The 12,807-nt window shown below is 67.5% G+C and carries 14 protein-coding genes; 4 read left to right on the top strand and 10 right to left on the bottom strand.

The annotated features are described in order from the left end of the window. Positions 1–91 precede the first annotated feature (91 nt). From BUF17_RS00700 to coxB, 6 genes are all read right to left on the bottom strand, one after another. Positions 92–961: a cytochrome c oxidase subunit 3 gene (locus BUF17_RS00700; RefSeq protein WP_073625306.1), complete on the bottom strand. Its 870-nt coding sequence runs from the start codon at positions 959–961 to the stop codon at positions 92–94. Positions 962–1,010: 49 nt separating this feature from the next. Then, the gene (locus BUF17_RS00695) at positions 1,011–1,646 is read right to left on the bottom strand and encodes a cytochrome c oxidase assembly protein (RefSeq protein ID WP_428977607.1); all 636 of its coding nucleotides are present in this window, start codon (positions 1,644–1,646) and stop codon (positions 1,011–1,013) included. Positions 1,647–1,699: 53 nt separating this feature from the next. Further along, a complete protein-coding gene (locus BUF17_RS22810; RefSeq protein WP_175563580.1) occupies positions 1,700–1,861 on the bottom strand; it encodes a hypothetical protein in 162 nt (53 codons plus the stop codon). Between the two features lie 33 nt (positions 1,862–1,894). Beyond that, complete coding sequence (locus tag BUF17_RS00690; RefSeq protein ID WP_073625305.1) at positions 1,895–2,842, bottom strand: heme o synthase; 948 nt, start codon at positions 2,840–2,842, stop codon at positions 1,895–1,897. A gap of 117 nt (positions 2,843–2,959) precedes the next feature. Continuing rightward, a complete protein-coding gene (ctaD, locus tag BUF17_RS00685; protein WP_073625304.1) occupies positions 2,960–4,555 on the bottom strand; it encodes a cytochrome c oxidase subunit I in 1,596 nt (531 codons plus the stop codon). A 246-nt stretch (positions 4,556–4,801) separates the two neighbouring features. Further along, positions 4,802–5,734: a cytochrome c oxidase subunit II gene (gene coxB / locus BUF17_RS00680; RefSeq protein ID WP_175563606.1), complete on the bottom strand. Its 933-nt coding sequence runs from the start codon at positions 5,732–5,734 to the stop codon at positions 4,802–4,804. 553 nt (positions 5,735–6,287) lie between these two features. Between coxB and BUF17_RS00675 the strand changes: the two genes are divergently transcribed. The 4 genes from BUF17_RS00675 to BUF17_RS00660 all read left to right on the top strand — a co-directional run bounded on the left by BUF17_RS00675 (position 6,288) and on the right by BUF17_RS00660 (position 9,370). Next, complete coding sequence (locus BUF17_RS00675) at positions 6,288–6,809, top strand: invasion associated locus B family protein (RefSeq protein WP_073625937.1); 522 nt, start codon at positions 6,288–6,290, stop codon at positions 6,807–6,809. Between the two features lie 56 nt (positions 6,810–6,865). Next, positions 6,866–7,477 carry an MSMEG_1061 family FMN-dependent PPOX-type flavoprotein gene (locus tag BUF17_RS00670; protein ID WP_073625302.1) on the top strand — a complete coding sequence of 204 codons (612 nt, stop codon included), beginning with the start codon at positions 6,866–6,868 and terminating at the stop codon, positions 7,475–7,477. A gap of 129 nt (positions 7,478–7,606) precedes the next feature. After that, entirely contained in the window at positions 7,607–9,034 is a 1,428-nt protein-coding gene (gene tldD, locus BUF17_RS00665; RefSeq protein WP_073625301.1) for a metalloprotease TldD, read from the top strand. 114 nt (positions 9,035–9,148) lie between these two features. After that, positions 9,149–9,370 (top strand): DUF2093 domain-containing protein, encoded by a 222-nt coding sequence (locus tag BUF17_RS00660; RefSeq protein WP_073625300.1) that lies wholly within the window; start codon positions 9,149–9,151, stop codon positions 9,368–9,370. Here the strand turns inward: BUF17_RS00660 and lpxK are convergent. The 4 genes from lpxK to BUF17_RS00640 form a co-directional block, all read right to left on the bottom strand. After that, the gene (gene lpxK, locus BUF17_RS00655) at positions 9,346–10,464 is read right to left on the bottom strand and encodes a tetraacyldisaccharide 4'-kinase (protein WP_073625299.1); all 1,119 of its coding nucleotides are present in this window, start codon (positions 10,462–10,464) and stop codon (positions 9,346–9,348) included. The two genes, BUF17_RS00660 and lpxK, sit on opposite strands and share 25 nt — an antisense overlap. Further along, on the bottom strand, positions 10,461–11,759 hold the full coding sequence (locus BUF17_RS00650; protein WP_073625298.1) for a 3-deoxy-D-manno-octulosonic acid transferase: 1,299 nt from the start codon (positions 11,757–11,759) through the stop codon (positions 10,461–10,463). The genes lpxK and BUF17_RS00650 overlap by 4 nt, the downstream gene beginning before the upstream one ends. After that, a complete protein-coding gene (locus BUF17_RS00645) occupies positions 11,752–12,444 on the bottom strand; it encodes a lysophospholipid acyltransferase family protein (protein ID WP_073625297.1) in 693 nt (230 codons plus the stop codon). Before BUF17_RS00645 ends, BUF17_RS00650 begins: the two co-directional genes overlap by 8 nt. Positions 12,445–12,543: 99 nt before the next feature. Further along, positions 12,544–12,780, bottom strand: coding sequence for a DUF4170 domain-containing protein (locus tag BUF17_RS00640; RefSeq protein WP_073625296.1), 237 nt, complete (start codon positions 12,778–12,780; stop codon positions 12,544–12,546). Between the last annotated feature and the right edge of the window lie 27 nt (positions 12,781–12,807).

The raw sequence follows: 12,807 nt of genomic DNA, 5'->3' as shown, positions 1-12,807 counted from the left end.
GCCCATCCGGCAATGCCCCCGGGAGCGGCGAAGTCCAAGCTTCGGTCGGCAGTGCCGGGCGGGCGCAGGGCGGCGCCCACCCGGCGAGCCTTCATTCGAATGCCGGGCTCGCACCCCAGACATAGATGCAGGCGAACAGGAACAGCCAGACCACGTCGACGAAGTGCCAGTACCACGCCGCCGCCTCGAGACCGAAATGCGCCTTGCTGGAGAACTGCCCTTTCAGGGCGCGGATCAGGCAGATCGCCAGGAAGATCGTGCCTACGATGACGTGGAAGCCATGGAAGCCCGTCGCCATGAAGAACGTGGCGCCGTAGATGTTGCCGGAATAGGCGAAGGTCGCCTCGGAATATTCGAGCCCCTGCACCATCGAGAACATCAGGCCGAGCATCACGGTCAGCGCGAGGCCCCACTTGAGGCCCTCGCGATCATCGTTGAGCACGGCATGGTGCGCCCACGTCACCGTGGTGCCGGAGGTCAGCAGGATCAGCGTGTTGAGCAGCGGCAGATGCCACGGGTCGAACGTTTCGATGCCCTTCGGCGGCCAAACGCCGCCGGTGAAGGCATCACGAACCACCTCTTTTTCGGATGCCGGGAACAGCGCGACGTTGAAATAGGCCCAGAACCACGCGACGAAGAACATCACCTCGGAGGCGATGAACAGGATCATGCCGTAGCGCAGGTGCAGGTCGACGACGCGGGTGTGAAAGCCTTTCATGCCCTCGGTGATGGTGTCGCCCCACCAGCCGTACATGGCGTAGAGCACGATCAGCGTGCCGATCGCGAAGATGCCCCAACCGCCGGTATCGACCCCGAAAATCACGAGGTCCTCGCCCTTCAGCCAGCGCATCATGGCGATGCCGCCGAAGGCCATGACGAACGCGCCTACGGAGGCGACGATAGGCCAGGGGCTCGGATCGACCAGATGGTAGTCGTGGTTCTTGGTATGGGCCTCCGCCATGGTGTCTCCCCCGGCTTGTCCGTTTTCTTGTGTGTTGTGGTTCCCGCCGTCAGCTCTTGCGCACTGGCTGCGTCGCTCCGGCTCCGGCCGCTTCGTTGCCGGCCACCGGCTGCTTCGCCGCCGGGAAGAACGTGTAGGACAGGGTGATATCGCGCACGCTGTCGAGTTCGGCGTCCTTGTCCATCGCCGGATCGACATAGAAAACCACCGGAAGCGTCAGTTTCTCGCCCGGCTTCAGCGTCTGCTCGGTGAAGCAGAAGCACTGGATCTTGTTGAAGTAGGCGCCGACGCCCGTGGGCGTGACGTTGAAGGTCGAGGTTCCCGTAATCGGCCGGGCGGTGAGGTTCTGCGCTTCGAAATCGACGGTGTGGACTTCGCCAAGCCTGACGGTGACGGACTCGACCGTCGGCCTGAACTGCCAAGCGAGGTTGCCCGAGACGTTGGCGTCGAACCGCACGGTGACGCTACGGCCGATCGGCTGGATCGCGGCGGCGCTTTCGGCCCGAACCGGCGTGCCGCCGAACCCCGTGGTCTGGCAGAACCAGCGATAGAACGGCACCGCAGCGAACGCCGCGCCGACCATGGCAGCCACGAACACGACGCACAGCAACGCCACGAAGCCGTTGCCGACTGGCCTCGCCGCGCGGCCCTGCGGGGGCGAAACTTCGGATGCCATCGCCTTCATCCTCCCGACGCCTTCATCCCCCCGACACCCTCATCCCCCGGAGGCGGTTCACCTCACACCGGCCGGCCCACGAAGCCGCCGCCCATCTTCACGATCGTGACCACATAAAACAGCAGCACGAGCCCACCCAGAACCAGCGCGATGGCGAGGGACCGCCCTCGCCGCCGCCGCTGCTGTGCCTCCGTCAGCCGGACGCCGTTCTTGTCGTCATCCATCATCGACCTCGCCTGCGCCCGTCACGCCCTCGCCTACCCGGCCACGGGCGCGGCGAGCATGAGCTGCACCACCCGCTCGCCGAGCAGCACCGCAAACAGCAGGAAAAGATAGAGGATGGAGAACGCGAACAGCTGCCCCGCCGCGCGGTTGAGCCGCGAGGCCGGAGCGAAGAATACCCGCGCGGAAAGCGCCACGAACGCCGCCCCGAGCACCACCGAGACGATGCCGTAGGCAAGACCGCCGAACCCCATGAACCACGGCGCCACGCCGACCGGCGCCAGCACGACGGCATAGAGCAGGATCTGCGCGCGTGTCGCCTTCTCACCCGCCACGACGGGCAGCATCGGCACTCCGGCACGCGCATAGTCGCCGGACTTGATGAGCGCCAGCGCCCAGAAATGCGGGGGCGTCCAGAGGAAGATGATCAGGAACAGCACCAGCGGCTCGACGGCCACATGGCCGGTGACGGCCGCCCAGCCGATCACGGGCGGAAGCGCGCCGGCCGCACCGCCGATGACGATGTTCTGCGGCGTCGAGCGCTTCAGCCACATCGTGTAGACGAGCACGTAGAACGCGATCGTGAACGCCAGCAGGCCTGCCGACAGCTCGTTGACCATCAGGCCAAGCAGGATCACCGAGGCGACGGCGAGAGTCAGCCCGAACGCCAGCGCGGTTTCCGCGCCCACGCGGCCGGCCGGGATCGGCCGGGTCCGAGTCCGGCTCATCACCGCGTCGATGTCGGCGTCGTACCACATGTTGAGGCAGCCGGAGGCACCGGCCCCCACCGCGATCAGCATCAGTGCCACCGCGCCGAGCACCGGATGGATCGTTCCCGGCGCGATCACCATGCCGACGAGCGCAGTGAAGACGACGAGCGACATCACCCGTGGCTTGAGGAGCTGGATGAAGTCCCCCGCGGTCGCACTCTCGAAGCCGACGCCTTCGTCGGTTTCCGCTCGCGTGTGGTCGGTCAACGCCATGGCAAAGACAAATCCAAATCGTTTCGGTCAGGTGGTCCGGCACCGCGCCAGAGGCGCGCCGCCGGTACCGTCATAGCCGCTCCGTCCCGCCGATCACAACCGCCGAACCCCCGAACATCACTTGATGCGCGGAAGAGTCTCGAACTGGTGGTACGGCGGCGGGGACGACAGCGTCCATTCCAGGGTCGTCGCGCCGGGGCCCCACGGATTGTCTCCGGCGACCCGCTTCTTGGCGAAGGCTTCGGCGACGGTGAACAGGAAGATCAGCACGCCCACGCCCGAGATATAGGAGCCGATGGACGAGACGAAGTTCCAGCCGGCGAACGCATCGGGATAGTCGACATAGCGGCGCGGCATGCCGGACAGGCCGAGGAAATGCTGCGGGAAGAAGATGAGGTTGACGCCGATGAACGTCACCCAGAAGTGCAGCTTGGCCAGCCGCTCGTTGTACATGTAGCCGCTCATCTTCGGGAACCAGTAATACCAGCCCGCGAAGATCGCGAACACCGCGCCGAGCGACAGCACGTAGTGGAAGTGCGCCACCACGAAGTAGGTGTCCTGCAGCACGCGGTCGAGGCCGGCATTCGCAAGCTGCACGCCGGTGACGCCGCCGATGGTGAACAGGAAGATGAAGCCGATCGCCCACACCATCGGCGCGCGGAACTCGATGGAGCCGCCCCACATCGTGGCGATCCACGAGAACACCTTCACGCCCGTCGGCACCGCGATCACCATGGTGGCGAACACGAAATAGGCCTGGGTGTTGGCCGACAGGCCCACCGTGTACATGTGGTGCGCCCACACGACGAACCCGACGACGCCGATCGCCACCATCGCGTAGGCCATGCCGACATAGCCGAACACGGGCTTGCGCGAGAAGGTGGAGACGATGTGGCTGATGATGCCGAAGCCCGGCAGGATCAGGATGTAGACTTCCGGGTGACCGAAGAACCAGAACAGATGCTGGAACAGCACCGGATCACCGCCACCTTCGGGGGCGAAGAACGTGGTGCCGAAATTGCGGTCGGTGAGCAGCATGGTGATGCCGCCGGCGAGCACCGGAAGCGACAGCAGCAGCAGGAACGCCGTCACCAGCACCGACCAGGCGAACAGCGGCATCTTGTGCAGCGTCATGCCCGGGGCGCGCATGTTGAAGATGGTGGTGATGAAGTTGATCGCACCGAGGATCGACGACGCGCCGGCGATGTGCAGCGACAGGATCGCGAAATCCATCGCCGGGCCGGGCGTTCCGGTGGTCGAGAGCGGCGGATAGATCGTCCAGCCGCCGCCGACGCCGTGGGAACCAGGCCCGCCCTCGACGAACAGCGATAGGATCATCAACAGGAAGGCCGGCGGCAGCAGCCAGAACGAGATGTTGTTCATGCGCGGGAACGCCATGTCCGGCGCGCCGATCATGATGGGCACGAACCAGTTGGCGAAGCCGCCGATCAGCGCCGGCATCACCATCATGAAGATCATGATGAGGCCGTGCGCGGTCACGAACACGTTGAAAGTCCACGGGTTCGTGAAGATCTGCATGCCCGGGTACTGCAGTTCGGCGCGGATGCCGATCGAAAGCAGCCCGCCGACGATCCCCGCCACGATGGCGAAGATCAGGTACATCGTGCCGATGTCCTTGTGGTTCGTCGAGAAGAGGTAGCGCCGCCATCCGGTCGGATGGTCGTGGGATGCATCGGCAGCGGTGCTCGACATGACCGGTTCCTTCGGTAGACGCGGCGGTTGAGGTGGGGGAACGCAGCCCCTTCAAACCAGCCCGCCGTCGTTTTGATCCATCGTGTTGCACACTTTAGCATATTTCCAGGCAGCGCGCCGCGATGGGTGCGTTGCCTCGATCCGCGATTCGGTCCCGAATTCACACGGGGACGGAGGATCGCGGCGGAAGTGCTTGCCCTTCCAAACCACGAAAGGGCGACGGCCGGCCCGAAAAGGCCGGCGCGCTCACTCGGCGGAAGCGATGCTGGCGGTGCGCTCCGCGCGTGCCTGCCCTTCCCACTGAGCCAGAACCTGGTTCGCCTGGCCGATATCGGTCTTGGCGGCAGCGGCCCAGCGCTCGAACACCTCTTCCGGCACGACCCGGACGGCGATGGGCATGAACGCATGGTTGGTGCCGCAGAGTTCCGAGCACTGGCCGTAATAGACGCCCGGCGCATCGGCGCGGAACCACGTCTCGTTGAGGCGGCCCGGGATGGCGTCGATCTTGATGCCGAACGAGGGCACCGCGAACGAGTGGATCACATCGGCGGCGGTGACCTGCACGCGGACGGTCTTGCCGACGGGAACGACGACGTCGTTGTCGACGGCGAGAAGCCGCGGAACCTGAGCCGGACCGACGTTCAGCTGCGCCATCCGCGCCTCGCGATCCTTGTCGCTCAGCATGTTGGAGTCGAACGAGATCCCGGCATATTTCTCGTCCGGGTACTCGTAGCCCCAGTACCACTGGTAGCCCGTCACCTTCACCGTCAGGTCCGCCTGCGGCAGGTCCAGTTCCTTGAACAGCAACCGGAAGGACGGGATCGCGATCACCACGAGGATCAGGATCGGGGCCACCGTCCAGACCACCTCGATCATGGTGTTGTGGGAGGTGCGGGACGGCGTCGGGTGCGACCGCGCGTTGAACTTCACCATCACGATGACGAGCAGCGCCGCCACGAACAGCACGATCAGGGCCATGATCGTGACCGTGAAGTCCTGGAACCAGCGGATGTCGGACATGACCTCCGTGCCGGCCGGCTGCAGCGTCATTTCCCATGGCTGGGGTTGGGCGGCACGGGCGGTATCGGCGGCGGCAAACAACAGCACCATGGGCGCGGCGAGCAGCGCCGCCACCGCGGCCCGCGCTCCCAGACCGAAACCGCGCAGGCGTCGCGGCATCTTCCAACTCGGCATCGACAGGGCGTTCGTCACCGCTGCACTCCCTCGCATTCCCTCGTGGCCGGGATTTTGATCCGGCTCATTGTCTTGTCCGCCGTTCTCCTCCAGGCAGGACTTGCGACTGGCAAGCCTCGCCCCGGGGAACGTGCGGCCTCTACGCGGCACCGCAGGCGCATGGTCCGCCGCACGACGGCGGACCCGGAAACAGCGTATCGTTGCACAAAAGATGCCGCTTTGCGCGGGTTGGGGAAAGCGTCACCGCGCCGCATGCCCGCTCACGGCCCGCGAAAGCTTGACCCGTGCGGCGGAATGGGCGGAAAAACCGGCATCTGGCTGCCTTTCCGATGTGCTTTGCCATCGCCTCGCCCCGTTCGGCAGCTTCCTTTGCGCGCCGTCATCGGCCAATGTCGGCGCAATCGCCGGGTTCGGTCCGCACCTGATTCGTATTCGTCGGGCGCCGGGACCGCGCCGGTCTCCCCGGAGGTGAGCTTTGTTTCGTCTGAAGTCCGCCGCGCGCCGTGCGCCGGCCGCCCTGCTCCGAAAGGTCCTGCCGATGAAGGCATCTCGGCCGCGTCGCGCCCCAGCCCTCGCCGTGGCGCTCCTCGCGGGCCTCTCGGCCTTCGCCGCCACGGACGCCGCCTTCGCGCAGGGCGTGGTGAAGTCGGTCTCCGGAGACTGGCAGCTGAGGTGCGACACCATGCCCGGTGCGCAGACCGAACAGTGCGCGATGACCCAGGCGGTCGCCGCCGCCGACAAGGAATATGTGGGCCTGTCGGTGTTCGTGCTGAAAACCGCCGACAAGCGCGCCAACATCCTGCGCGTGCTCGCCCCGCTCGGCGTGCTGCTGCCCTACGGGCTCGGCCTGCACATCGATAACGAGGATCTCGGCCGCGCCGCTTTCGTTCGCTGCCTGCCCAACGGCTGCATGGCGGAAGTCACGCTCGACGAGAACCTGCTGTCCAAGATGCGCGGCGGCAAGGAAGCGCTGTTCTCCATCTTCGAGACGCCCGAGGAAGGCATCGGCATCCCGGTTTCGCTGAAGGGCTTCGGCAAGGGCTTCGACTCGCTGCCCTGAGCGGCCGTGCGAATCGGCATCGGACGCGACCGGCACGGCCAGACGGGCACAGGCAAATGGCACGCATCACAACCACCGCCGAGTTGCGCCGGCTCTACGGCGAGCCGAGCCAGATGGTGCTCGACAAGGAGATCGACCGGCTCGACCGCCATTGCCGGACGCTGCTGTCGCTCGCCAGCTACTATGTGATCGCAAGCCGCGGCGCCGACGGCTATTGCGACGCCACACCCCGGGGCGATGCGGCGGGTGCGCTTCACATCGCCGACGACCGCACTCTCGTGCTGCCGGACTGGCCGGGCAACCGCCGCCTCGACACACTGACCAACCTGCTCGCCGATCCCGCCATCGGGCTTCTGTTCGTCATTCCCGGCCTGCGCGAGACGCTGCGCATCAACGGCTCGGCGGAAGTCCGCGACGACGAAGACCTCCGCGCGGTGTTCGAGACCAACGGCAAGCGACCGGCGACCGTCATCGTCGTTCATGTGCGCCAGGCCTACATCCAGTGCGGCAAGGCCAGCATCCGCGCCGGATTGTGGGATCCGTCGACGTGGCCGGACCGCTCCGCGATTCCGCCGATCACGGACGTTCTGCGCGATCACGCCCGGCTCAAGGAAGACGTGCTGACCGCCGAAGACCTCGAAGGCGCCTACCGCGACACGCTCTATTGAGCCGTCGAACGTTGAGGCCGAGCTACCGCACCCCTACCGTTCGGCGCAGAAAATCCTAAGTGTGGGCAAACGGCGGGACCGACCGGTCGCCTTCCCGTGCCCGTTGCGGCGCCCGCCCGGAGAATGATCATGACGGATGTTCTGACCACGGATCTCTTGAGCGAGGCCGGCCTCGACGCCGGCGAGGTGCGGACCATCGTCGCCGACGCGCTCGACGGCGCCGAGGACGGCGAGCTGTTCGTCGAAGCCCGCCAGACCGAGGCGCTGGTGTTCGACAACGGCCGGCTGAAATCGGCCTCGTTCGACGAAAGCCGGGGCTTCGGGCTGCGGACGGTCGTGGGCGAGGTGTCCGGGTTCGCCAATTCCGGCGAGTTGTCGGTCGCGGCGCTGAAGCGCGCGGCGGAGGCGACCTCCGCCGTGAAGCGCGGCCGCAGCGCCACCTATTCCGAACCGCCGCAGGGCACCAACGCGCAGCTCTACGGGCCCGAGAACCCGCTCACCAGCGAGGCGTTCGAGGACAAGGTGCGCCTCCTCGCCGAGATCGACGCCTATGCCCGCGCCCGCGATCCGCGCGTTCGTCAGGTGACGGCGTCGCTCGCGGGAACCTGGCAGCGCGTGGAAATCCTGCGCGCCGATGGTCACCGCATCACCGATTTTCGCCCGCTGGTTCGCTTCGGCGTCTCCGTGGTGGTGGGCGACGGCGACCGCCAGGAACAGGGTTCGTTCGGTGCCGGCGGCCGGGAAGGCTTCGCCCGCTTCATCGACGCGGCGCATTGGCAGTCGGGCGTCGACGAGGCGCTGCGGCAGGCGCTGGTCAATCTGGACGCGGTCCCGGCACCCGCTGGCACGTTCGACGTCGTGCTTGGTCCCGGCTGGCCGGGCATCCTCCTGCACGAGGCGATCGGCCACGGCCTCGAAGGCGACTTCAACCGCAAGAAGACCTCGGCCTTCGCCGGCCTGCTTGGCCAGCGCGTCGCCTCGCCCGGCGTCACCATCGTCGACGATGGCACGATTGCCGCCCGGCGCGGATCGCTGACGGTCGATGACGAAGGCACGCCGACGTCCTGCACGACCCTGATCGAGGACGGCATCCTCGTCGGCTACATGCAGGATCGCCAGAACGCCCGGCTGATGGGCGTTAAGCCGACCGGCAACGGAAGGCGCGAGTCCTATGCCCACCAGCCGATGCCGCGCATGACGAACACCTACATGCGCGCCGGTGACAAGGACCCGGCGGAGATCCTCGAAAGCGTGAAGGACGGCATCTACGCGGTGTCGTTCGGCGGCGGACAGGTGGACATCACCTCCGGCAAGTTCGTGTTCGGCTGCACCGAGGCCTACCGCATCCGCGACGGCAAGGTGGCCGAGCCGATCAAGGGCGCCATGCTGATCGGCAACGGACCGGATGCGCTGACCCGGGTGAAGATGATCGGCAACGACCTCGAACTCGATCCCGGCATCGGCACCTGCGGCAAGGCCGGCCAGGGCGTGCCGGTCGGCGTCGGCCAGCCGACGCTGCGGATCGATGCCCTCACCGTCGGCGGCACGCAGGCCTGAGAGGCTCCCTGCGAACGCCGCCCCGCGTCGGTATCTGGCTTGCCGAAAGGCAAGCCGGTTTCCGTAACGCGCGATCGCCGCTATGATCGACCATCAGATTTCTTGAGAACCGCGATGAACCGATACGAATCTCCCCGTTCCGCCGGAGAAGCGCGGGTGCGCTATCTAGACGGCGACTTCCAAGTGCTGTCGCCGGGCGGCTTCGTGCGCTGCGCAGTGACGGGCGTACCGATCCCGCTCGATGAACTGCGCTACTGGAACGTGGACCGCCAGGAAGCCTATGCAGACGCTGCGATCGCGCTGAGGCGCTTTCAGGAACTTTCCGCGGCCCGCTGACGGCCGGACAGCGCCGCCGGATTGACGGCACGGATACGCGACCGCGCATCGAGCGCCTGATCGATTAGCACGTCGAGCGCATCCGACCGGGCGCCCGGCGTGCTGTCGTGACGGTCGAGGATGAGATCGACGGCGACGACGACCGCGCTCGTCGCAAGCCTCCCCAGCGCCGACATACCCGGCCCGTCACGCTGCAGCAGGCGAACATGATCCTTCGCCGTCGTGGCGAGGACGGCGCCGGCTGCATCCGCCGCCGCCAGCAGCCCGGCGGCGTCGGCTTCCGTGAACGGATGATGGTCGGGAAAGGCATGGCGGCCGACGAGATCCGCGCCAGCCTGCTCCAACGTCTCGAAGAATTTGGCGGGCCGGCCGATCCCCGCAAAGCCGATCACGCGGCGGCCGGCAAGACCGTGCGCGTTCGAGGGCACGAGCCGCCCGGAGGCCGCCGGAATCCCGCGGGCGGCCGCGCTCGCCACCAGAACGCCCGCCGGTCCTGCGGCGACGTCCTCTGTCCCCCCGATGACGAGAACGAGATCCGTCTTTTCGAGTTGCGCGCCGAGGGGCGCGCGCAGCGGTCCGGCTGGCAGGCAAAGGCCGTTGCCGACGCCGACGCCACCGTCGACCACGACGACCGAGGCGTCCTTGGCCAGCGTCGGGTTCTGGAAGCCGTCGTCCATCAGGATCAGTCCGGCGCCGCGGTCCGCCGCAAATGCCGCACCCGCGGCGCGGTCCCGCGAGACCACCGTCGGCGCCGCGCGGGCCAGAAGCAGCGCCTCGTCGCCGACCGCCCGCGCATCGTGCATGGCAGGATCGACCAGTTCCGGACCGGCCAGCCGCCCGCCATATCCGCGCGTCAGCACGAACGGCGACAACCCGCGCGAGGCCGCGCGACGGGCGATGGCGATGACCGTCGGGGTCTTGCCCGCGCCGCCGGCGACGAAGTTGCCGACGCAGATCACCGGCACGGCGGCGCGAAACGATGGCGGACGGGCCATTCGGCGGGCCGCCGACGCGCCCACGAGCGCGCCGAAGGGAGACAGCAGGCGGGCCTGAAGACCGGCCGGCCTCCACCAGAAGGCCGGAGCCGTTCTCACGCGGCCCGCTCCGTGGCGGGGCCCAGGAAAGGCGTCAGCACATCGAGCGTGCGGCCGACGCTGCCGGAGTGCTGGTCGAGCACGGCCTTGGCGAGCGCGACGGAGGCCTGCGCGGACTTCGGATCGCTGAGAAGCCCGCCGACGGCATGGGCGAGCATGTCGCCATCCTCGACCGAGACGATGCCGCCGGCATTGCCGAGGTCGGCATAGATCGAGCGGAAATTGGCGACGTGGGGACCGGAGACGACGGCGGCATCGAGGCGGATCGGCTCGATGGGGTTGTGACCGCCGATATCGACCAGCGAGCCGCCGACGAACGCCACCGGCGACAGCCGGAAGAACAACCCGATCTCGCCGATGGAATCGGCGACGTAGAAACGGGTGTTCGGCGTGATCGGATCGCGGCGGGAGCGCAGCGCCACGCTGTCGCCCTGCCCGGCCGGATTGAGCCGCTGGGCGATGGCCGGCCCCCGCTCCGGATGGCGGGGAACGACGAAGGTGAGGAGATCGGGCCAGCGCGCCGAGAGCCGGGCATGGGCGAAGGCGACCATGTCCTCCTCACCGGCATGGGTGCTGGCGGCGACCCAGCAGGGCCGACCGTTGAGCGCCGCCTTGAGCGCGGCGAGTTCCGCCTCGTCGATCGGCAGCGGCGCGACGTCGAACTTGAGGTTCCCGGAGATGTGGACGTTCTTCACCCCGAGATCGGAAAAGCGCTCGGCGTCGGCCGAGGTCTGCGCGAGGCAGGCGGTGAGTTCCCCGAACAGCGCCCTGGCGGCACCCGGCCAGCGCCGCCAGCCGCCGTGGGAGCGTTCGGACATGCGTCCATTGACCACGATGCGCGGAATGCCGCGGCGCTCGAGTTCGCCGATGGTGGTCGGCCAGATCTCCGATTCCACGAAAAGCGCTGCCGACGGGCGCCAATAGTCCAGGAAACGGCTGAGATAGGGCACGATATCGAGCGGCACGAACTGGTGGACGGCACCGGCCGGAAGCCGTTCCGCCGCCACGCGGGCCGAGGTGACGGTGCCCGTGGTTGCCAGCACGTTGTGGCCGCGGGCAGTCAGCGCCTCGACGAGCGGCAGTGCGGCCGTGATCTCGCCCACGCTCGCGGCGTGGACCCAGACCAGATTGCCGGCGGGCCGGGGCGCGGAGGCACGTCCGAAGCGCTCGCCGCGGCGCGCCGGGTCTTCCTTGCCGTTCGCGGTGCGCACGGCAAGGACCAGCTTCAGCGCGGGACGGGCCACGAAGCCGGCATAGCGCCAGAGCGGCAGCAGGCCGCCGGCGGCATCAGCCATCTTTTCCATCCACGATCGCATAAGCCCGCGCCGTTACTGCATTGAGGCCCGCTTCCACGGCAAGCCTCACCGCCTCGCGTTCGCTCTCATCCTTCGGCGGCGCGATGGGGTCCCCGACGATGAAGGCTCCGCGCCCGAACGGCAGGTTTAGGGTCATCTTGTCCCACGTGTCGAGATCAATCCGGCGGCTCGAGGCGAAAGCCACCGGCAAGATCGGCCGGCCCGATCGCTCGGCGATCATCACGATGCCCTCGCCCGCCACGCGAGCCGGCCCCTTGGGGACATCGGCCGTCAGCGCAACCGTCACACCATCGCGCAGAAGGTGTAGCATTTCCACCGTACCCCGGATGCCGCCGCGCTTGCGGATCTCGCGCGGCGTGCGCCCCCCGGAGCCGCGGACGAGGCCCATGCCGAGCCGCTTCGCCGCCACGGCATTGATCTCGCCGTCGCCCGACATCGAGATCATCACCCGCATGTCCCAGTCCGGCTGGCGACCGAACGGAATCATGAAGTGCTGGCCGTGCCACATCGTCACGATCACCGGCAGTTCCGCCGAGACGCGCGGCACATAGTCTGCCGGCTCGAACACCACCTTGTTGGTGTGCCAGACGAGCTTGAGATACGCGGCCGCCATCTCGCCGAGGAAACGGCGCACCCATTGGGCGCGCATCAGGCGTTTCAGCATGATTCGACGGTCCCTTCACCCGCAGGGCGGGCGAAGGTCACCCCGCCGGTCCGATCGGGGATGCCGCTGTCGCGCGGGGCGTCGACGATGGGAAGGCGATCAGCCATGAGGCTCCGTGTCGGGATCGAGCAGGCGGTGCAGGTGCACCACGAAATAGCGCATGTGGGCATTGTCGACGGTCGCCTGCGCCTTGGCCTTCCAGGCCGTCTTGGCGCTCGCATAGTCCGGGAACACGCCGACGATGTCGAGCTTGGACAGATCGCGGAATTCCGTGCCGCCGAGCGACTTGAGTTCGCCGCCGAGCACGAGGTGAAGGAGCTGCTTGCCTTCTGGCATCGTCGCCTCGCCGTTGATCGTAACTGG

Source organism: Pseudoxanthobacter soli DSM 19599, from assembly GCF_900148505.1.
In the GTDB taxonomy this organism is placed as follows: Bacteria; Pseudomonadota; Alphaproteobacteria; order Rhizobiales; family Segnochrobactraceae; genus Pseudoxanthobacter; species Pseudoxanthobacter soli.
Note: the sequence above shows the minus strand (reverse complement) of the source record. Positions and strands in the feature narration are given on the sequence as shown.

What these genes read in the sequence shown, in the direction of transcription:
- BUF17_RS00700 (WP_073625306.1), bottom strand. Translation starts at nt 961, where the DNA reads ATGGCGGAGGCCCATACCAAGAACCACGACTACCATCTGGTCGATCCG.
- BUF17_RS00650 (WP_073625298.1), bottom strand. Translation starts at nt 11,759, where the DNA reads ATGGCTGATGCCGCCGGCGGCCTGCTGCCGCTCTGGCGCTATGCCGGC.
- BUF17_RS22810 (WP_175563580.1), bottom strand. Translation starts at nt 1,861, where the DNA reads ATGGATGACGACAAGAACGGCGTCCGGCTGACGGAGGCACAGCAGCGG.
- coxB (WP_175563606.1), bottom strand. Translation starts at nt 5,734, where the DNA reads ATGCCGCGACGCCTGCGCGGTTTCGGTCTGGGAGCGCGGGCCGCGGTG.
- tldD (WP_073625301.1), top strand. Translation starts at nt 7,607, where the DNA reads ATGACGGATGTTCTGACCACGGATCTCTTGAGCGAGGCCGGCCTCGAC.
- BUF17_RS00640 (WP_073625296.1), bottom strand. Translation starts at nt 12,780, where the DNA reads ATGCCAGAAGGCAAGCAGCTCCTTCACCTCGTGCTCGGCGGCGAACTC.
- BUF17_RS00690 (WP_073625305.1), bottom strand. Translation starts at nt 2,842, where the DNA reads ATGGCGTTGACCGACCACACGCGAGCGGAAACCGACGAAGGCGTCGGC.
- BUF17_RS00660 (WP_073625300.1), top strand. Translation starts at nt 9,149, where the DNA reads ATGAACCGATACGAATCTCCCCGTTCCGCCGGAGAAGCGCGGGTGCGC.
- ctaD (WP_073625304.1), bottom strand. Translation starts at nt 4,555, where the DNA reads ATGTCGAGCACCGCTGCCGATGCATCCCACGACCATCCGACCGGATGG.
- BUF17_RS00645 (WP_073625297.1), bottom strand. Translation starts at nt 12,444, where the DNA reads ATGCTGAAACGCCTGATGCGCGCCCAATGGGTGCGCCGTTTCCTCGGC.
- BUF17_RS00670 (WP_073625302.1), top strand. Translation starts at nt 6,866, where the DNA reads ATGGCACGCATCACAACCACCGCCGAGTTGCGCCGGCTCTACGGCGAG.
- BUF17_RS00695 (WP_428977607.1), bottom strand. Translation starts at nt 1,646, where the DNA reads ATGAAGGCGATGGCATCCGAAGTTTCGCCCCCGCAGGGCCGCGCGGCG.
- BUF17_RS00675 (WP_073625937.1), top strand. Translation starts at nt 6,288, where the DNA reads ATGAAGGCATCTCGGCCGCGTCGCGCCCCAGCCCTCGCCGTGGCGCTC.